The sequence below is a fragment of the Collinsella sp. HCP28S3_E12 genome, from assembly GCF_052065595.1.
Lineage (GTDB): Bacteria > Actinomycetota > Coriobacteriia > Coriobacteriales > Coriobacteriaceae > Collinsella.
The window spans coordinates 1-22,166 of record NZ_JBQHTS010000006.1 but is presented as its reverse complement, the minus strand read 5'-3'; the positions used below and the strand labels follow the sequence as shown (position 1 = coordinate 22,166).

Here is a 22,166-nt window from a genome sequence, read left to right as displayed (position 1 = left end):
TTGCTAGACTGCTTGAGAACCATCGTTTAACGCTTGCAAGCGTAGGAGGCCATAGGTATGTGTAATGTTTCGCTCAACGGTACGCAGCCCACAGATGCCTCCCAGCGTGTGCTACGTGCGCTTGAGGACGCCGGTCTCGAGGCCTGGTTCGTAGGCGGTTGGGTGCGTGACGCCCTGATGGGACGTCCCAGCCACGATGTTGACATGTGCTGTTGCGGCCTGTGGCAAGAGTCCAAGGCGGCGCTCGAGGCAGCCGACATTGCGGTAGTTGAGTCGGGCATAAAATTTGGCGGCATTACCGCCCTTTGTGACGATGAGCGTATTGAGGTCACGACGTATCGCCTGGACGGTTTTTACACCGATGGTCGCCATCCCCAGAGTGTGGAGCGTGCGGCGTCGCTTGAGGACGATCTGGCACGTCGTGACTTTACCGTTAACGCCATGGCCTGGCATCCCCAGCGCGGTCTTGTCGACCGTTATGATGGCCAGGGCGACTTGGAGCGTAAGCTGATTCGTGCCGTTGGAGATCCCAAGCGTCGCTTTAACGAGGATGCGCTTCGCATGCTGCGCGCCGTGCGTTTTGCCTGCCGTCTGGATTTTATGATCGAGCCTAAGACCAAACAGGCGCTTGCCGAGTGCTCGCCGCTGCTCGATGCCGTGGCACGCGAACGCGTGGGCATTGAGCTCGAGGGGATTCTATCGACCGGACATGGGGGAGACGCGATGCTACGCTATCCCGAGCTTGTTTGCGCCGCCGTGCCCGAGCTTGCGCCGGCTCGTGGGTTTGACCAGCGCAGCGTCTACCACGCCTTTAATGTTTACGAGCATATCGCTCGCGTTTTGACGGTAGCGGGGGAGCTGGCACTGTGTGACGGCGTGGCGCCTTCGTCGTGCTTAATGTGGGCAGCGTTTTTGCACGATGTCTCCAAGCCCGATTGCTTTACGGTCGATCATGCGGGCAGCGGCCACTTTTACGGTCATCCTGAGCTTGGCGCCAAGAAAGCGCGCGCTATTATGGATCGCTTGGCGCTTTCGCACGATTTGGTTCGCGACGTGTGTCTGCTTATCAGGTATCACGATAAGCCGTTGCGCCCCGAGCGCTCTTGTTTGCTCAATATGATGCGCTCGCTTTCGGGTGAGGGCGTCGACACGCCGCGTTTGATTGACGAGCTTATGGACCTTAAGCGTGCCGATACGCTGGGTAAGGCACCGTCGTGCTTCTATTACGTCGAGACGATCGAGGAGATGCGTTCGCTCGCCCACGAACTGTTGGAAGCGGGGGAGCCCTATACGCTTAAGATGCTTGGCATCAACGGAGGGGACCTGATTCGCGCCGGCGTCAAACCGGGGCCTGAGCTGGGACAGCTTCTCAACGTCGCCCTCGACGCCGTGATCGAAGACAACGTCCCCAATACCCGCGAAGCCCTTCTGGCCCACCTCAACCTGGGGTAGCTTATTTGGGACGGGGCTTTTTTAGCTACCCCCGCTGTCAATAGGACGAACAATAGTGATTCTGGCAGGGGTAGCTAAAAAAGCCCCGTCCCAAATGAGCTACCAGGTTGACCTGTGTGTTCCATAACCTCACGACAAAATTTGGGCCAATTTGGAATTTCTTCTTGCGCTCGCGTTTTTTGTCCCGTAATATATGTCCTCGCAGCACGGCAGTGCAGATGTCATGTGGCCCGTTCGTCTAGCGGTTTAGGACGCCGCCCTCTCAAGGCGGAGATCACCAGTTCGAATCTGGTACGGGCTACCACTTCTTTTCTGCTGAGGCTTATGGCCCGTTCGTCTAGCGGTTTAGGACGCCGCCCTCTCAAGGCGGAGATCACCAGTTCGAATCTGGTACGGGCTACCAAGTTTTGGATACCCGACCTTCTTTTCGAAGGTCGGGTTTTTTATTACCTGCGGGCTTGTCTGTTAATCCCATTTGCCCCATAGCTTTACGTTTTGCTTGTCTCCCATACGGGTACAATAGGCCAGATACATTGACGGTCAGAAGGAGCCTCATGACGGAGTCCTCTCAGCATACCCCAAAGCCTCAAGTCGATGTTTCGGGCGGCGATGACAACAAGAGCGCACGTCGTGGTGCCATCTTTATTGGCATTGTGCTGGTGGGCTATATTGTCTATTTGGTCGTGACCGGTCAGATGGGTCAGTTCTGGGCCGCCATGGCTAGCGTTCAGGCGCCGTGGCTCGCTGCCGCGTGCTTCTGCATGTTCTTATACTTGTTTTTTGGCATCGTGGCGTACGCGATTGCCGTATGGCTCGATCCCAATTCGCCTGTCGGCATCCGCGACCTCATTTCGGTCGAGGCGAGCGGCATCTTCTTTGGCAATCTGACGCCCATGATGATGGGCTCCACGCCTGCCCAGATTTATCGCCTGACCAAAGCCGGCCAAAATGTGGGCGAAGCGGGTGCCACGCAGTTCACCCGCTTTATCGTGTACCAGTTTGGTTTGGTGGCATGGGGTGCCATTCTGCTGCTCGCCCGCATGCCGTTTTTCGCCGAGCGCTATGGCGACATGACGCTGCTTTGCGTCTTTAGTTTTGGCGGCCACTGCTGCATTCTTCTCGGCATCTTTGCCGTGGCGTTGATGCCCAAGACCGTCACGCGCGTCGCACATTGTATTATCAATTGGCTCGAGCGCATGGGCGTTTCCGCTACTAAGATCGAGGGCTGGCGCACCTTTGTCGATGGCGAGATCTACTCGTTCTCCGAGAAATTCAAACTCTCTGCCGGCCATTTTTCGTCCATGCTGCTCACGGTCGTCATCACCATGTTGCAGCTGGCGTTTTTCTACCTGGTTCCGTATTTTTTGATGCTTGCCTTTGGTCAGTACGACGTTGACTTTTTCTCGGTCATGGCGGCGAGTGCTTTTGTACAGCTGTTGAGTTCCGCCGTCCCGCTGCCTGGCGGCACCGGTGGTGCCGAGGGCGGCTTCGCGCTGTTCCTGGGTCACTTTTTTGGCACGGCAGCGACTGCCGGCTATCTGCTTTGGCGTCTGATTACCTTTATCGCGCCGACCATTTTGGCCGCCCCTCTTTTGGGCCTTAAGAGCGCTCATAACGAGAGTATCCATGCGCGCTGGGACCGTATGATGTGCAAACTCGGGCGCACTCCTCAGAAGCCTTCTGCGTCCGTTAAGGCACATCCAACCTCTCAGGTTACCGTGGACCCCAATCAGCATGCTCAAAAGACTGCTGTGGCCTCTAAACCGGCACGGAAGACCTATGTTCGTCAGACAGGCGACGGTATCCGCGTTTCCCCTTCGGCGCTCAATAAAAAGAAGCGGCCCTAGAGCCCAGTTGGTGAGTCGTGCGTTCTTAATGATGCTCGTCATTGCGATGCTAGATGTAGGATAATCCTCTTACGTTGATTATCTCCCACTTGTACAGGAGCTATAGGTGGGCAGTTGACATGAAGGGGACACGTCTATGGCCACCACTAAACCGCGCCTTGACCGCCGCATCGTTCGCAGTCGCAATGCGATTCTTTCGGCATTCGAGCGACTGCTGATGGAAAAGCCCCTCGACGATATTACAGTGAGCGCCATCGCGCGCGAGGCAAATGTCGACCGTAAGACCTTCTACGTGCACTTTGGCACGGTGGACGGCTTGCTCGATGCCATTGCCGTGGATGTGGTCGAGATGATTGTCGACTCAGTCGAGAAGACGCTTTCCTCTATGGGCGGTAACACCAACGAGCGAGCACTCGGAGCGGCGGCGACCTTCTTCAAAACCGTTAACGAGGCGCTGTGCAACAATTTGGTGCTCAATCGCCAGCTGATTGAAAACATTCCGCTCGACGACTTTATGGCTCGTCTTCGTGCGCCGCTCGAACATGAGATTGCCGAGCGCGGTCTGCTGCCCCAAGGTCTCAAGGACGAGATGTTCGATTACTACCTGGCGTTTCTGCTGTCCGGTATTATCGGTATCTATCGCACGTGGGCATTGTCCGACGGATCGGTTCCCATCGAGCGCGTCTCGGCGGTCGCCAACGACCTGACCCTGAACGGCCTGTCGAGCCTAGAGACCCGTTTGTCTTAGTGCGGCATCCCCTGGGGCTCCCTTGCCGTTTAGGTCGTCTATCCGTAGTGTGATGCTCGATTGATTGGGATGAATCTGAGTAAATACGCCCGGCGATACCCGAAAGATCGGTATCGGTTTTCTTGAATTATTGCGGGAGAGTGATAAAACCTAATTTAGGTTGTTTTGAACCTGGTGACTATGGCCTGATTCTGATGGATATTCAGATGTTTGTTATGGACGGGCAAAGTAGCAATAAAACAGAGAATGAAAAAATACGTATGAATAATATCGTTTCCTTGTTTATGTTTAGTCGTTGTGATTATGAGAAAGTAAAACAGAATGCATGGGAAGAAAACTGGAAAGCCATGCGGCTGTATTCTGTTGTGGCGCTTGTTGCCTTTGGAGTCATAACGCTGCTGAGTGCGGTTTCCCTGAGTATCGGAAAATATAAATGGGTGTACCTGGCCTATACGTTCCTTTCTTTGCTCTATTTTTGCATTTCTCGTTGTCAACTTAGAAGCTTCTTGGGGAAAGAGCTGGTTGTATACAGCTTTTTTGCCGCGCTGCTGCTGTTTGGCATTATTACGGGAACGCTGATTACGCCGGAGGAGCTCACGGTCAACTACATTGTGTTCATGATGGTAGCGCCGCTGCTGTTTACCGCTAGAGCGGCGGTCATGAACGGGCTAATCCTGAGCAGCATGCTGCTCTATATCGGACTTGCTTTCTTTGCGCAGCACAACCCAATTCTATCCAAAAACCTCGTGAATGTTATTTTGTACGGGGTGCTGAGCATGTTTCTGACTGCCACGATGATGCGAAGCAAGCTCCAGATAATTCTGTACCATAAGGAAATGGAAGCGTTGGAAGTCAGCAAGCGCGAATCGCAGGAACGACTCCTGAATTACGAGAGATTCCTCACGGACATGGTTCGGTATGCCGCTTCAGAAGCAACTCCGGACAAAGTACTGAATCAACTGGTGGAGTATATCGGACAGCGTGTGACCGCCGATCGAGCGTACATCTTTGAACAGAATGACCGCGGAACGTTTGACAACACCTACGAGTGGTGCAAAGCGGGCGTACCCAAAGAAAAAGATAACCTGCAGGATGTGCCGTATGAAGGCATCATTGAAACATGGTTTGCACAATATCAAGAATCTAACAATGCCATCATCCTTGACATTGAAGAATGCAAAAAAACAAACGAAGCCATCTATGAACGGCTGAAACCTCAGGGTGTCAATACCCTTGTGACAGGGCCAATCAAAATCAACGGCAAGATGGTCGGATTCTACGGTGTGGACAATCCTCCCAAAGAGAAACTGCATGAGATCTCGAATGAGATGGATATGATCGAGTTTATGGTCTCTTTTATGATAAGACTGCGCGATAATGCGAATGCACTGGAGCACAGTGCGTTATATGACCAGCTCACAGATTGTAAAAACAGAAAAGCACTGGATTGGGCGTACACAGAAAAGCTGGAGAAGTACTTTCCCCTGGCGGTTGTCATGTGCGACCTAAATGGCCTAAAGGAAATAAATGACCAAAAGGGACATGACGCCGGTGATAAAGCCATTGTGCAGACCGCACAGACGCTGAAATCTGTGTTCGGAAAGCGTCATGTGTATCGGCTTGGCGGAGATGAGTTCATTGCGGTTCTGCCAAACATCACACATCCGGCGTTTCAGAAACTACTGGAAACGGCAAAAAGCCAACTGGGGGCTACCGCGTCCCTCGGTACGACGATAAGCGGCACAAAGGACACGGATTTTGAGTCGCTTCTGAAAGCCGCAGATGCGCAAATGTATGAAAACAAGAAGCAATACTACATCTCGGCAGGGAATGATCGGAGAAGGCACAGCTTGTGAGAGGGAAAAGCTGCGCATATAAACGTAAAACTGCACGGTAGTTCACGACTTTGACCGCACAGGGCAGCACGGTTCGTGATGTCGCTTTCAAGCAGATGGATGTTGCATTTAATCAATCTGAAAATGCCCAGACGAGCATTTCGCCTGGGCAAGTAGTGCTCCGCCTTTCTTTAATCCTATTTTTCTCCGGTTGTTGTTTCGGTAAAATATGAGTTCTAGGACACTATTACCGAAAGTAGGTTGGGATGAGGCAGTTTAAGCGTGCTGTGGCTTTTGCCCTCACCTTTATCATGTGCGTCGAGGCCCTTTTGGGTAACGGCGTTGCCAGCGCGGTTGCCCTTACGCTTGAGGACGCCCAGTCGTGGCAGGACATTGTCCAGCCGTTTGCCGAGACCGATGCGGCGGGGGAGTCGGATGACAAGACCGGCTCGGATGCCGCATCGGGCGTCTCGTCGAGCGATAGTTCGGGTGAGGCTAGCGCGAGTGCTTCGAACGATGACAAGTCTGACTCAAGCACTTCCAACAACACCACCGCCTCCAACGAGGACACTTCTGGCAACCAGGACGCCGTTGACGTGGTCCCGCGCGACTGGTCGCACGATGCCAGCGCGCTCACGGTATCCTCCGAGGGCCTTGCCTTTGACAAGCGCTTGAGAGAGCTTGCTGAAGCAGGCCCCATCGAGGAAATTCCTGTGCAGCTGCCTGCCTCGCTCAACATCAAGTGTGTTCTCAACACGGCGCTGCTTGAAGGCGACACCTTTACCGTCGATCTTCCCGCCGGGCTCACATTCGACCTCGATTCGGCCAAGCTCCAGGACAATGATGGCATCAAGCGCATTGCCCTCTACCGCTTGGATGCTGAGGGCAATACCACGCGCATCCGCCTTGGGTATGCACAGCTCACTGCCTCTAAGCTTACTGTGGCCTTCGCTACTCCGCATGACGAGCAGACCGATGCCGACCTTTCCTTTGAGGCTAAAGAGTCCTTTGCCGTCGATGCCGATGTACTGCTCGATTCCGCGCTCCTCAAAGACGAGGAGTCAACGCTTGACTGGGCGATACAGCAGACGCAGACCGAGGGCGTGCGCACTTGCGAGCTCACTATTCCCGCGCGCTCCCATGTTGAGGGGCTTCTTGGGATTGATAGGGCCGATGCTTCCTCAACGGTTGCCGTCAATGTGGCGGGCACCTCCCAGGATCCGGTTTCTGCGGTGACCCCTGTGGGTTCTTACGGCAGCAAGATCACGTTCACCACGTTTTGGGCCGATAACAACAACGTCAACCGCCCGTCCGCGCAGGCTCTCCAGAATCGAAACGAATACCGTGTATTCTATTCTCTTGATGGCGGTAAGACCTATGTGGCGCTCACCAAGGACGGAGATAACCTGTCCGATGAGGCGGCCACGCAGCTCGGATTTACCCAGGAGATCCTCGATGCCGCCAAGACCGATGGCCACTTGGTAAGCGTTGCAGCGTCCACGGTCTCCGAATACGAGGCGTCCGTGGTACTCGCTGGCAAGCTTCCCGCCAAGGTCGTGACGCGAACGGACGACGGCACGGCGCAAGAACAGCCCATCACGTATGCAATTTCCCACGTGACGGCGGGCGATGGGGCCGTGGAAGTCAAAACTGGCTCGACACTCTATCCTAACTGCAACGCTGACCCTTCGCAGAGCTCTGAGTCTGGCGACTACATCGTGCCCGAATCCTCCATGCTGAGTGACCGTACGGACTATGTGGAGCCCTATGCCAAAGAATGTCTGATGATGCTCAAAAGCGTTAGCTTCAACGTCGATGTCCACATCGGCAACGATATGGTGGATCACAACCTTTCCGGCGATAATGGCTGGTATTCGAGATGGGGTAAGTACCTGACCCTTACGGCTGCGCGGCATATGGGTGCGTCTGACGACAAGGATGTAAGCAATATCAACGGGGACGGTCTTCTGCAGCTCATCGAACACCAGCTCTTTAGTGTTACCTGGAATGACAATGCTTCCAACAACTATGTTATAAGCGGTCGCATGCCGGCCTACCATCCATCCGGCGTGTCGATGAAGTACCGCCTGATCCAGCAGACAATAGATAACTCCGGCACCTCCGGCTATCGCGATGCCTACGAGGTCTCCTACGACAACAAGGTTGTTCCCGACTATGCGAGCGATATCTCCGCGTGCTACAGCGGCGGTACTATGACGGTGCGCCATACGGGCACCACGCGGTTTGAGGCTACCAAGGTCTGGCTCGACGACTACGTGCCCGGTTCGACCGATTCCAATGGCAACGAGATTTCGCGCCCTGCGGCCACCTATACCCTGTGGCGCTATTCCGCAAGGCCCGGCAACGATGCGCGGAGCGCGGCGCAGGTGGTCGTGATGACGGGTGATCGCAAAGGCGAGTTCGTAAAGCTCGAGGTCACGGCCGAGCAGAATAATAAGCTGGGCGCGAGCTACAACAGTGAAGACGGTTCCATCAACAACGCTAAGATGGACCTTGGGAAGATGCTGCTCGATAAGTACGGCACCGATGGCTTCACGCAGTTTGCCAAGTACGATCCCGAGGGCTACCCCTATATCTACCAGCTCCGCGAGTCGACGCTCGCGGGTTATGAGCATGTGTTCGGCAAGGTCGACAACGAGGGCAACACGACGGGCGATCTCGGTCCCAACTATTTCAGTGCAAGCGATGCATACACCGAGTATTTGCTTGATGGATGGATGCGCTCCGATTCCGACAACTTTGGCGTCTACAACGGCGGTACGCTCACCAATCGTCGTGCTGAGACCGAAACCGTTAGCGCCAAGAAGCGCTGGGATATCGGCGCCTATCAAGATCAACTCGGTACCGTCGAGGTGAGCTTTCAGCTCCAGCGCATCCTTAAAGAGCATGCTACATACAACAACGGACAGTGGTTCTCTAAGGAAGATCCCATGTATGGAGCTGATGGCTCGCTTATCGGCACCTATACATGGAACGACGTCGCTGACGGTCGCGTCACGCTTAACGGCTGGAGCGCCGAGAATTCTGAGCAGTTCTTCTCGAAGAGCGGTCTGCCCCGATATGACGAGCTGGGCAACGAGTACGTTTACCGCTGGCAAGAGGTTGAGGTGCTGGACACGCAGGATCCTGACCGGTTCTCTGCCTTGCCTACCACACCGGACGGCCCGTTTGAGTTTTTTGGCACGTTTACTGATGCTAACGGCAACCAGAATTTCCTTTCCTTTAATGGCGAATATGATGCTAAAGAGAAATGCTTTGTCAACAGCTACGTGCATACAGTTGATGCGATCGTTGATAAGTATTGGCAGGCCCTTGATGCCGATGGCAATCCTATTTGGACACAGGATGCCAATCAATGTGTTAATGGCGTTGCTCCAAAGGTAACGGTCAAGGTTATCCGTAACGATTCGCTGCTTGCAACGATTGAGCTGGACGGTCGCGTTGATCCCACGTCCAATCTTCAGACGATTCCTGGCTCTTCCTGGAAGCTTGGCTGGCGGGAGACGAGTCCTTGGCATGTTGAGTTTATCTGTCTACCCAAATATGACGACAACGGGTCTAAGTACGACTACCTCTTTCTTGAGGAATCGGTGGATGGCTTTAACCTAGACCATACGGTTCGCGGTATCGACCCAGAGTCTCGTAATATCTATACTAAGTTTTATAACCGGCCCGTGATTGAAGGCAATGCCTCCAGTTCGAAATTTGCGGTCTCCAAGAAATGGCTTGATAGCGGCAACGCTGCCTCCCGTGTGCCTGTTGAGATTGGCCTGTATGCGAAGCACGATATCAATTCTCAAAGGGATGGACAGTTGGCCTATGAAGAGGGTCAACTGATTAATAAGGTCACTCTTAACGAAGAGAATTCTTGGTACGACGAATTAAATGTCCCAGTTGGCGGGCTTTCCAAGGATGACGTCTCTATCAGAGAGCTGTCTACGCTTAATAGCAGCGATACACCAGACGACCTAAAATATGAGGTCATCGATCGCGATACTGCTGTTCACAGGGCTACAGACGGCTCTGCCGAGGAGATTGCGGCCTATGATTCGCTGCTTAGAAATTGGCCTGAGACGGATACCTCTACTCGCATGATCTCCAAGAACCTTTCGCAGGGCTTTTCGTATGAGGTTTCGTATGGGGAAAATCTCGATAAAAATTCTCTCGAGGTCACGAATCGCCGCGTTGGTTCGGTGGATATCTCTATCGATAAGACCTGGGCTGACGCTGGATCTGCTGAGAACAAGCGCCCCAAAGCTCAGATAACAATCTCTGCGCCCGCATCGAGCTCCGAGTTTACGTTTGTCTGTGACAACAGTCGGAAGCTGTTCGTTAGGGTTGCCGGTAAAATCGACCAGCCTCTAAAGAAAAAAGATTCGGAGGGCAACTTTAGCTCGCTAACTGGGTCTGCTGACGCCTCCGAAAACATCGATGTGATTGTTTCAGAGGATTCAAAGTCCATTACCTTTACGGTCGATGTGAACAAGGCCTCATCCTTCTTCTCCGTCGTGGGACTTCCTAAGTACGATCTTTCCGGCGCCATCGTTGATTGGAAGGTCGAGGAGAATATCGTCAATGCCGGTGACTATCGATCCGTCGGCGGACTTTCGAGCACAGACTTCGGTTCGCCCTGGCACCAGGAAGACCAGCTCAACTATTCGTTTACTAACAAGCGTACGGGCACCAAGGACGTGACGTTCCATACCAAGTGGTTTGACCACTACGTCAAGGACGTCCTCAACCAGCGCCCTGACGTTAAGCTGGTGCTGTATCGTGCGGCTTATACATATGACGATAACGGCAATATCATTATAGATGGCAAAGGAAATCCCGTAATCACGCTCTCGTCGGTTTCTCCTTCCGAGTACGACGGCCACTTTGAGTGGGTGTCGTCCGACCCAGCCGATCGCCTGCGCAACGACACCAAGGGTGACTTTACCCAATACGCCACGTTCAAGAACCTTCCCAAGTACGACGGCAACGGCGGACAGTACGTCTATTACGCGCGTGTGGATATGAATGTCCTGGATGACACCAAGGGCGCGCTCGACTACTATGATGACGATACGGTTTCGCAGGATCCATATACAAAGGACCCCGGCTCGTGGGATAAGGCAGATGACGAGGTTGGATCGTTTGCCGATTGCCTCCTTGCAGACAACGACCAGCAGCTCGTTTACCGTGAGGACTCGACGTTCAATTTCCATATCCACGGCTCGGTAACGGTCTCGGGTGAGAAGCTGTGGGAGAACGTCCCTGTCGGTTACTCCAAAGACGACCTGCCGGCGATTTCTATCTACGTGCAGCGCCGCTTGCTTGCGGGTTCGTACGGGGCTAACGGCAACTGGACCGATGACGCTGTTTTGCCTTGGTCTGGCCTTGCACTGAATGTGGATGATACGCAGGCAAAGGGCTATACCGTGGCCAGCTCTAATACGGGTAAGACCGACTCTGGTCAGGAGATCCTTGACGGCAAGACTGCTGTGGCCTGGACGGACAGCCTTGAGAAAGACGGCAACAACTGGACGTTCAGCATCGGCCAGTACGGGGACAATTCCAATAGCAACGCTCTGCCGAGCGATAATAAGCTCGCTGCCTACGATGCCGAGGGACGTCGCATTGAGTACCGTGTGCGCGAGGTCATCGATGGCATTGTTGGTAAGCCTGGCTGGGACCTCAAGCCCGAAAGCGAACTCGAGAAGGCCTTTGACAAGGTCTACGATATTAGATATACGGACTTCTCGATCAGGAATACCTATAAGTCTAAGCAGAGCAAGCTCACGCTGTACAAGGTCTTTACGGGGCGTGCCGACGTTGACACCAAGTACCCCGACTCGACGTTTAGGCTGTACCGCTACTACGTCAAAGATGATGGCTCCAAGAGCGCTCTGACCTTTGTGGCTGAGCAGACGCTCAAGGGCAAGGACGTCAATCATGCCACTGAGTCCGGTGCTGTCACGTTTGACAACCTCGACATCTACGCGCCCTCAGGTGCCAAGTGGCAATATGTTGCCGTTGAGGTTGTGCCCAACGGCTACACCGCCACGAGCGGCATGGGCGAGCTTGCCGCCGATGCTTCTAGTTTTAAGTCTTCGGATGAGTGGACGACCGCCAACGGCGTGTCGCTTCCAACGGACGTGACCGGTTCCCTCTCCATGGGCCCCACCGTTGAGCTTGCTGAGAACCCCTCCGCAGTGAGCGAGACGTTTAAGAATGCCTACGTGGTTGATTCGGTTGACCTAAAAGGCCAGAAGAAGTGGGTCGACAGCAATAATATCTTTGGCACGCGTCCAGAATCTATCAAGCTGACGCTTAAGCGCTGGTACCAGAGCGGTGGCCCCGATGAAGAGAACCCTGGCGGCGTCACGCTGCAAAGCAGCGATCCTTCTAGAGCTAACTACATCGAATGGGATAAATCCTCTGGAGACATCTGGACCTATACCATCAAAAACCTTGAGAAGTGGGCGCCCGACGGTACCGCTTGGAAGTATGAGGTCTCGGAATCGCCTGCTGACATGCCATACCAATACAAAATCAATGCCAAGAATAAAGGCGGATCGTGCCTTTCGACCGATCGTCCTAATTCCGAGGGCGTTCAGTTCCCGTTGATCCAGAATGAGTTGATGGGCCAAGTTGGGTTTAAAAAGAGCTGGAATCAGGTTGATGACGCTTGGGCACAGCGTCCTGCTCAGTACTACACGCTTCAGGCTCGCAAGCTTGGCTCCAGCGATGAATGGCAAGAGGCCGGCTCGTTCTTTGTCTCGTGTGGGATTGTCGAGGTCGATCTCGAGAAAGATACCAATTATGACAATACGGGCCTGATCGCCTATAAGCTTCCGGGCAGCAATCGATATACGGTCGATAAGCTCACCGCGGACGCTACAGATTCCACCACGTATGACTCAAACACTACTTGGACGAATCTTCCCTTGGAAGTCAAGACATCGAGCGGTGGGGTTAAGGTTGAGTACCGCGTGGTTGAGAGCCTGCTTATCTATGACAAGAAGGCAGGCAGCTCCAATACCGTCAAGGTCTACCTCGAGTGCGATAGGGACGGGAATTATTCAATTAAGAATTCCGCGGCGAGTGTCTACCTTCCCTCTCAGTCTGAAACCCATGAGCCAGGTAGCTCAAACTGGAAGTCAAATATCACGAATGTGTGTACAGTGGGAACCACTTCTGTTACGGTGCAAAAGACCTGGAATGACAGTGGCAACGCTTGGGTAACTCGTCCGGGCACGTCTTCTCCAAATGACTCCTGGGCTACGACGTTTGTCCTGCAGCGCTCTTCTGATGGCGGGCATACGTGGAAGTGGTTTACCAAGTACGGGTCCGTTGTCGACAATCCATTCGTTAAGAATCAAACTAACGGTTTTATTCTTAACGATAACCTGCTTACCCGAAATGTCAGTGTCGCAGATAAAGATGTTTCGTTTAATGAGTTGCCTGCGAAGGGCGTTGGTGTGAACGGTCAGGCCGTTGAGTGCCAATACCGCGCAGTGGAGCTGGTTAAGGGCAGCTATAAGGCCACGACTGTTTCGGAGAATGTTCTCGCTAGCAGCAAAGACCGCTCGATGCGTCTTGAGCTGGTGCCGGCCTCAGAAGAAGGGGTTCAGCGCTATGTGAACACGCTGCTGACGACCACAGTTACCGGTACTAAGACTTGGAATGACTGGGGCTCGGGGCTTGCTTCGACGCTTGATCCTTCTACCTGCGGTATTAAGCTCAATTTGTATCGAAAGGTTGAGGATGGCAGTGAGGAGCTAGTCAAGGTTGCCGATGCCACTGGCGCCCTGCGTGATGCGGCGCCTAAGTGGAGCAAGAATGAAGGTGGCAGCTGGACCTACGAGTTTACGGGATTGCCCCAGACCGACCAGAACGGCAAGGTGTATTCCTACAGCGTGAAAGAGGTCGACGGGTCCGTTGCCGGTTGGTATAACGCTCAGAATGATAAGGGCAACCTTACCAATGCTGCGACGCGCTTGACGTTTGACAAGGTCGAGGGCGGCTCGGGAACCGGCGCCGCGACCGGCGATGCGCTCAACGGCGTGAAGTTGGAGGTCTCGGATAGCACTGGCAAGAAGGTCGCTACGTGGTCGCGCGATGAGAATGGCGCTGTCTCCGTTACTGTGGAGGACGATTACGGCAAGGCTGGCGCCGGCGAAAACGCTGGCTGGATCGTGGGTTTGCCGGCAGGGGAGTACAAGGTTCACGAGGCTGTGGTGCCCGCGGGCCATGTCGCCGTGGCGGACTTCACGGTCAAGATCGGCGTCGATGGCGTCGTGACGCACAAGGGCGTCGAGCTCGACGCTTCCGCCGCCAAGATCACGGTGGCCGATCCGCTCTACCGCTCCGCCTTCTCGCTGGAGAAGGTCTACAGGCACGGAGATTCCGAGCTGCCGGTCGCGGGCATGACGTTCGACCTCTACCGCGGCACCTACGATGCCTCCTCCGTTGACGGCGGCGGTGTGAAGATCGCCGCGATCGTGACGGACGCCGACGGCAAGTGGTCTGCCGATGGCTCCGTTCCGTGGATGAACCACGATGACGCCTTTGGCGTGCTCGCCGGATACTTTGTCAAGCAGTCCGACGGCCTGCCCGCGGGCGAGTACTACCTGGTGGAGACGGGCGAGTCCGCGCTCACCAAGAAGCCCGGCGCGGCCGGCGCGGTGAAAGCGTTCACGCTTAACGCGGACGACAGCGGTAAGACTATTCCGGTCGATATCAAGAACGTTGAGTTCAACGCGGGGTTCGCCATTGCCAAGCGCGATTCCAAGACCAATGCGGCCATTAGCGGGGCAACGTTTAAGCTGGTCTATACGCCGATGAATACGACCTCTCCCGTTGAGATCACGGGACTCAAGAGCGGCCAATCTTATGCTCTTGATGGCACGGGTACGGCGCTCGATTCGAGCAAGACGTCCTATGCCTCCGATGGCGACCTTAAAGTCTCCGGACTCAAGAAGGGCAGCTACCAGCTTGTCGAGGTCGCGCCGGCTACAGGCTATAAGGCGCGTGGCGACGGTGAGGCCGTCGTGGCTACGTTTGACGTGGCGGACGACCAAAACGGCTCGTCCAACGTCCTGGCACCCAACGGCGGAGCGGCCCCGGTTGTTACCAACGAACCGTATCTGGGTAGCGTGTCGATGAACAAGGTCGACGACAACGGCACCGCCGTTCCGGGTGCAAAGTTCAAGCTGCAGCGCCGTGACGGTGATAATTGGATCGATGTTGACGGTGATGCTCTTGTGACCGATAGCAATGGTGCCATTACGGTATCCGATCTCGCTTGGGGTACCTACCGCTTTGTGGAGGTTGTCCCCGCGGACGGTTACTACGTGGGTTCTGGCACTGTTGCAACCAATGAGATCACCATCTCTGCAAGCAATGTTGAGGGCTCCGTTACTACGCCTTTGAGCTGCGGAACCGTTACCAATCATGCGCTCGGGCTTAAGATTCGCAAGGTTAACTATTCCCATGACGATTTGCCGGGCGCGCGCTTTGTCGTTAGGGGCGAGTTTGCCGATCGCACGACTTCCAAGGAGCTCGTGACCGATGCGAACGGCCTGGCCTCGCTGGGGTCTGCGCAACTGATCGTGGGTAATACCTATACCGTGACCGAGACCGAGGCCCCTGCGGGCTACAAGATCGGCGACGGCTCCGCCGCAAGCGCGTCCTACCGCTTTACCGTCAAGGCTGACGGCACCTTTGCGGCTGACGGCACCTATACCGACACCGTGTGGTCTGCGGCGGGCACGGGCACGCTTGAGCTCACCATGAAGGACACGGCCAATGTCGTCTCGCTCTCCAAGGCTGACGCGAGCTCGCGCGTGTTTGTTTCGGGTGCGACGTTTACCGTGTATGGTAAGTTCTCCGATACGGGTGAGGATGCCAAGGCGGTGCAGCCCACCAGCGGTGCGGTTACGCTGAGTGGCCTCATTGGCGGCGAGATCTACCGTATCGAAGAGTCTGTCGCACCGGCTGGCTACGGGCGCCTGAGCTCCAGCCTGTACGTCAAGTTTGATGCTGCCGGTAGCAAGCTTTCCGTGGTGGACGCCCAAGGCAACGCGCTCGAGAGTGTTCCGAGCGGCTGGGAAATCGCCGAAAACGAGGCGATTGCCGCGCTCGACAGCAAGACGCGTTTGAGCTTTAACAAGGTTGACGCCGCGGGTAACGGTACCGGTGCCTCGAATTCGCTTAACGGCGTTACGCTTGAGCTGTTGAAGGGTTCTAGCGTTGTTGCAAGCTGGTCTCGTGATGAGAACGGAAACGTGAGCGTTTCCGTTAAGAGCGGTTATGGCGAGGGCGGCAGCGATGCCGATGCTGGTGTAATCTTTGGCTTGCCCGCCGGTGTCTATACGGTGCGCGAGTCCCGTGTGCCTGCTGGGCACCTTGCCGTTAGCGACTTTAAGGTCAAGATCGATGACGAGGGCAAGGTCTCTTTGGTGGACGCTCCCGAGGGCGTCTCGCTTGACGATCACGGTGTGACCGTCGCGGTGGCCGACCCGCTCTACCGCTCCGCCTTCTCGCTGGAGAAGGTCTACAGGCACGGTTCCTCCGAGCTTCCGGTTGCGGGTATGAGCTTTGAGCTTTATCGCGGTGCGTACTATTCCTCCGCTGCCAACGGCGGCGGCATCAAGATCGCCGACATTAGGACGGACGCCAACGGCAAGTGGTCTGCCGATGGCTCCGTTCCGTGGATGAACCGCGAGAACGCTTTTGGCGTACTCGCCGGCTACTTTGTCAGGCAGTCCGACGGCCTGCCCGCGGGCGAGTACTACCTGGTCGAGACGGGCGAGTCCGCGCTCACCAAGAAGCCCGATGGGGCCGGCGCGGTGACCGAGTTCACGCTCGGCGACAACGACAGGGGCGCGGTGAAGGCCGTCAAGGTTACGAACGGCGAGTTCAACGCTCAGCTCGAGATCCATAAGCAGGACGCTCTCACGCGGGCTCCCGTTAACGGCGCCGTGTTCGAGCTGCGCTACACGCCCCTAGGCTCCACTGATGCTGTGGCTATCGGCGGGCTCAAGTCCGGCTATTCGTACGCGCTTAACGCCGCGGGCACGGGCTGCCTGGCCCCCGTTCCCGCCACGCCGGGCGCGCTCAGGGTGACGGGCCTCAAGAAGGGCCATTATCAGCTTGTCGAGACCGCGCCTGCGATTGGCTATGGCTCCCTTGGGGCCGATGGCACGGTGGTGCGAGAGTTTGTCGTGGGCGAGGGCTCGGCCGGGCTTGCAAATGTTGTCCCCGACCCCGATGTCACCAACATGCCGCTGCTGGGCAGCGTGACGATGCATAAGGTGGACACTGACGGCAACGCGATCGCGGGCGCTCAATTTAAACTGCAGCGTTTGGCTGACGGCGACTGGAACGATGTGGCAGACGGCCTCTATACGACCGACGCTGACGGGCGCATCACCGTGACGGGTCTCGCGTGGGGCACCTATCGCTTTGCCGAGGTCGCGCCTGCCGCAGGCTTCTACATGAGCGGCAGCGTCACCACCAAGAGCGTTACCGTTGGGGCCGATAACGTGGCGGGCTCCATCGTTTCGCCCCTCGATTGCGGCACGGTGACCAACAAGAGGCTCGGCTTCGGGCTCGTCAAGTTAAACGACGACGGCGAGCACCTCTCGGGCGCGCGCTTTACGGTGACGGGCGAGTTCTCCGACGGCTCGGCCGCGCACGATCTCTTGACCGCCGCCGACGGCACGGCTTCGCTGCCCGATGGCCTGCTCGTGGCGGGGGAGACCTATACCGTGACGGAGACTGCGGCGCCCGAGGGCTACAAGATCGGCGACGGATCCGCTGCGAGCGCCTCCGTCTCCTTCAGGGTGGGCTCCGACGGTTCCTTTACCGCCGTTGGCGATTACAAGCACGGCATCTGGTCGCTCTCCGGCACGGGCAGGCTATCGCTCGCCATGAAGGATCGGGCCAACAGCGTCTCTCTCTCCAAGGCGGACGCCGCGACGGGCGATTTCGTGGCCGGTGCGACCTTTACCGTCACCGGGCGCTTCTCCGATAGCGCCGACGGCTCAAAGACCGTCAGCCCCGTGGGCGGCGCCGTCGAGCTGCGCGGCCTCATCAACGGCGAGGTCTACCGTGTCGAGGAGACTGCCGCACCGGCTGGCTACGGGCGCCTGGACGCGCCGCTCTACGTTCGCTTCGACGACCGTGGCGAGCGCCTTGTTGTGGTCGATAAGCGCGGCGCGGCGCTCTCGCGGGCCCCCGAGGGCTGGGACGTGGCTGACGGTCGTGCGATCACTGCCAACAACGTGCGCAACCGCCTGACGTTCGATAAGGTGGAGGGCGGCTCGGGCACGGGCGCCGTTGCGGGCTCCGCCCTCAACGGCGTTGCCTTCGAGCTCTCGAGCGGCTCCGATGTGGTGGCCACGTGGGCGCGCTCCGATGAGGGCGTGGTCTCCACGACCGTTGCGTCTGGCTATGGCGAGTCCGGCTCCGGCGCTGACGCGGGCTGGCTCGTGGGCCTTCCCGCCGGCACGTACCGGGTCCACGAGTCCGTGGTGCCCGCGGGCCATGTCGCCGTGGCGGACTTCACGGTCAAGATCGATGCCGAGGGCGTCGTGACGCTCGGGGGCGCGCACGAGGGCGTCGAGCTCGACGCCTCCGCCGCCAAGATCACGGTGACCGATCCGCTCTACCGCTCTGCGTTCTCGCTGCAGAAGCTCTACAGGCACGGTTCTTCCGAGCTGCCGGTCGCGGGCATGACGTTCGACCTCTACCGCGGCACCTACGATGCCTCCTCCGTTGACGGCGGCGGCGTGAAGATCGCCGCGATCGTGACTGATGCCGATGGCAAGTGGAGTGCGGACGGCTCCGTCGAGTGGCTCAACCGCGATGGCGCCTTCGGCTCGCTCGCCGGCTACTTTGTCAGGCAGTCCGACGGCCTGCCCGCGGGCGACTACTACCTGGTGGAGACGGGCGAGTCCGCGCTCACCAAGAAGCCCGGCGCGGCCGGCGCGGTGACCGCGTTCACGCTGGGTGGCAGCGATAGGGGAGAGACGAAGGCCGTCAAGGTCGAGAACGGCGAGTTCAACGCGGGGCTCGCCATTGAGAAACGCGATGCCGCGACCGGATCTCCGGTCAACGGTGCGGGCTTCGAGCTCGTCTACACGCCGCTTGGCAAGGCTGACTCCGTGACGATCTCCGGGCTTAAGACCGGCTGTTCATATGTGCTCGACGCGATGGGCACGCAAGTGGCGGCGCATTCCTCAAATGCGGACGGCTGCCTTAAGGTGACGGGCCTCAAGAAGGGCGGCTATCGGCTGATCGAGACGGTTTCCGCAACCGGCTATGCACCGGTTGCGCCGGGCGGCTCGCTCGTGAGCTCGTTCGATGTGCTCGATGCTGCCAATGGGGTCGGCAACGTGCTCGCCACGGCAGACAGCTCGGCTCCCGTCGTTACCAACGAGCCGCTGCTGGGTAGCGTGTCGATGCGCAAAGTCGACGAGGGCGGACAGCCCATTGCCGGCGCAACGTTTAAGCTGCAGCTCAAGAGCGGTTCGGACTGGGTCGATGTGGGCGATGGCCGCGCAACCGATACGGATGGCTCCATCGTGGCGACGGGTCTCGCGTGGGGCACCTATCGCTTTGTCGAAGTCGCCCCCGCGGCTGGCTATTACCTCGACCAAGCGACCTCCGCTTCGGACGAGGTGACCGTCACAGCCGATAACGTGGCCGCATCTGCTCAGCTTCCGCTTGATTGCGGCACAGTGACCAATACGGCTTTTGCCCTAAAGCTCCTCAAGCGTAATGGGTCCGGCGATGCGCTGCCCGGTGCGGTCTTTACTGTTGAAGGCCGGTTTGCCGACGGCTCATCTGTCGTTGAACTTACCAGCGGCGACGATGGCATCGCCTCGCTTGGCTCGGCCCAGCTCGTGGCCGGGGAGACCTATACCGTGACGGAGACTGCGGCGCCTGCCGGTTACATGATCGGCGACGGCACCGCCTCGAGCGCGTCGTTCTCCTTCTCGGTTGCCGCAGACGGATCTTGGTCCGCTGTGGGTGAGAGCAACCCCGCCGTCTGGTCCATGAGTGGCACGGGCTCGCTTGAGCTTGCTGTGACCGATAAGGCCCATACGGTCTCGCGTTCCAAGGACGGCATGCCCGGCACGGGCGACAGTCTGTTTGCTGTCTCTGACGCGCTTGCAACGCTTGGTCTCATGGCGCTTGCCATTGGCTTGCGTCGCACGCGTCGACGCAGCTAGGCGGTAATTAATTACGCCAAGGCGGGGCATACGGTTCATCACCGTATGCCCCGCCTTTCTTGTCTGAAGCGTTATCCCGCGTTAGCAGCTGCTCTTCGCCGCTCGTATCGCTCTCGCCCATGATGGTGCCGCCGATCGCGTCGAAAATGTTGGTGTAAGGGTGACACCCTAGCGCTCGTTTAACGAAGAACGGCCTTCGTCCTAGAATCTGAAATCACCACAACAACAGGTTCTAGGAAAGGACGAAGACCGCTATGGAAATCTTATCAGACCCGACGCCGGACATGCTCGCTATGCCCCGTTTCGACGACGGCGCCATCGATATGCAGGAGCTGCTTCGCAGACTCGCCGAGCAGGTCGTGAACGCCGTGATGGACGCCGAGGCCGACCAGCTCTGCGGTGGCGGGGCGAACAGCCGAAACGGCTACCGCGAGAGGTCGCTCGCCACCTGCGTCGGCACGCTGACGCTGCGCATCCCCAAGCTGCGCTCCGGCAGCTTCTTCCCGGAGGACGTGCTCGAGCGCCACCGGCGCGTCGACCGCGCCCTCGTTGCCGCCGTCGCCGAGATGTACGCCACGGGCACGAGCACCCGCGAGGTGCAGAGGGTGGCCGAGAAGATGGGCGTCTCCAGGCTCTCGAAGGACCAGGTGAGCGCAATCGCCTCGAGCCTGGACGCAGACATCGAGGATCTGTGCGGAAGGCCGCTCGACGGCTCGCCGGTGCCCTGCGTCTGGCTCGACGCGACCTGCGTCAAGTGCCGCCGCGGGGGGCGCGTCGCCTCCACCGCCGTGGTCACCGCCATCGGCTGCGATGCGGGCGGCCGGGGGCGCGTCCTTGGCGTCGACGTGGTCGACACCGAGTCCTACGACTCGTGGCTCGCCTTCCTGCGGGCTATCCGCTCGCGCGGGGCGGCGGGCGTGCGGCTCGTCGTCTCGGACGCCCACCCGGGGCTCGTCCGGGCGCTCGGCGAGGTCTTCCAGGGCGCCGCGTGGCAGCGCTGCGCGGTCCACCTCATGCGCGACTGCATGCGCGAGGCTGTTAGCGCTAATCTAAAATTGACCACTTTCGCAAACGCATCTCGCCGAATGCGCTAACGCGCTTTCGCCGACCCCGCTAACGTACTTTCACCAACTGCGCTAACGGAACTATGCTCCGATCGGGTATCCGACCCGGGAGGAGCGGGATATGGAGCGAAACGTAATGGGAGAGCTGAACGTCTACAGGGGGTCCGGCGCGAAGCCGAACTTCAGCGAGATCGCGAGGAGGCACGGCATGGACCGGCACACGGTCGCCAAGTACTGGCGGGAGGGCGAGTCCGCCGCCGACGGCAGGTCCGCGAGGGGCAGCGCCTTCGACCCGCTCGAGGAGGTGATCCGCTCGAAGGCCCAGCTGCCCGGGATGACCAAGATGGCCGTCTACGCGTTCCTGCGCGAGAGCCGCGGGGAGGGGCTGCCCGGGTACGGCGCCTTCACCGCCTGGTGCCGGGCCCGCGACGTGCCCTTCGGGGGCGCGGGCGGCCGCGAGCCGCACCCGCGGTTCGAGACGCCCCCGGGCAGGCAGCTGCAGTTCGACTGGAAGGAGGGCATGAGGCTCGTCGACTCGGAGGGCGAGGTCTTCGAGTTCAGCGTGTTCACCGCGACGCTCGGCTACTCCCGGAAGCACCGCTTCATACCGGTCAGGAGCCGCACGCTCGACGACCTGCTGTCCTGCCTGCTCGCCACCTTCACCCGCCTCGGCGGCGTCCCGGAGGAGTGCATCACGGACAACATGTCGTGCCTGGTGACCGTCTCGGGCCGCAGGAGGACCAGGCAGGAGAGGGCGTGGCGGTTCGCGCGGGAGGCCGGCTTCGAGCTCAGGCTCTGCGCGCCGCGCTCGCCGCAGACCAAGGGCAAGGACGAGTCGGCCAACCGCTTCCTGAACCGCCTGCTCGCCTACGGCGGCGAGTTCACCGGGTGGAGCGGCCTCGCCGAGGCGGTGGCCCGGGTCGAGGCCCAGGCCAACTCGGAGCCGAACCGCACCACCGGCCTGCCGCCCGACG

Annotated in this window: 6 protein-coding genes, 2 tRNA genes and 1 pseudogene; all 9 read left to right on the top strand. The window is 58.0% G+C overall.

Annotation, left to right across the window (positions count from 1 at the left end):
• Positions 1 to 57 precede the first annotated feature (57 nt).
• Positions 58 to 1,452, top strand: a complete 1,395-nt coding sequence (locus ACTNBY_RS03625; RefSeq protein WP_441063393.1) for a CCA tRNA nucleotidyltransferase — start codon at positions 58 to 60, stop codon at positions 1,450 to 1,452.
• A 227-nt stretch (positions 1,453 to 1,679) separates the two neighbouring features.
• Positions 1,680 to 1,756: transfer RNA gene (locus ACTNBY_RS03620), tRNA-Glu, on the top strand.
• A 22-nt stretch (positions 1,757 to 1,778) separates the two neighbouring features.
• Positions 1,779 to 1,855, top strand: a tRNA-Glu gene (locus ACTNBY_RS03615).
• A gap of 151 nt (positions 1,856 to 2,006) precedes the next feature.
• Complete coding sequence (locus tag ACTNBY_RS03610; RefSeq protein WP_441063391.1) at positions 2,007 to 3,299, top strand: lysylphosphatidylglycerol synthase transmembrane domain-containing protein; 1,293 nt, start codon at positions 2,007 to 2,009, stop codon at positions 3,297 to 3,299.
• Positions 3,300 to 3,435: 136 nt separating this feature from the next.
• Positions 3,436 to 4,047, top strand: coding sequence for a TetR/AcrR family transcriptional regulator (locus ACTNBY_RS03605; protein ID WP_441063390.1), 612 nt, complete (start codon positions 3,436 to 3,438; stop codon positions 4,045 to 4,047).
• A gap of 206 nt (positions 4,048 to 4,253) precedes the next feature.
• Entirely contained in the window at positions 4,254 to 5,903 is a 1,650-nt protein-coding gene (locus ACTNBY_RS03600; protein ID WP_441063388.1) for a sensor domain-containing diguanylate cyclase, read from the top strand.
• Positions 5,904 to 6,148: 245 nt separating this feature from the next.
• Complete coding sequence (locus ACTNBY_RS03595) at positions 6,149 to 20,128, top strand: SpaA isopeptide-forming pilin-related protein (RefSeq protein ID WP_441063386.1); 13,980 nt, start codon at positions 6,149 to 6,151, stop codon at positions 20,126 to 20,128.
• Positions 20,129 to 20,412: 284 nt separating this feature from the next.
• A pseudogene (locus ACTNBY_RS03590) lies at positions 20,413 to 21,165 on the top strand (IS256 family transposase); the annotation flags it as partial.
• 148 nt (positions 21,166 to 21,313) lie between these two features.
• A partial coding sequence (istA, locus tag ACTNBY_RS03585; RefSeq protein ID WP_441063384.1) for an IS21 family transposase occupies positions 21,314 to 22,166 on the top strand: 853 nt, incomplete at its 3' end.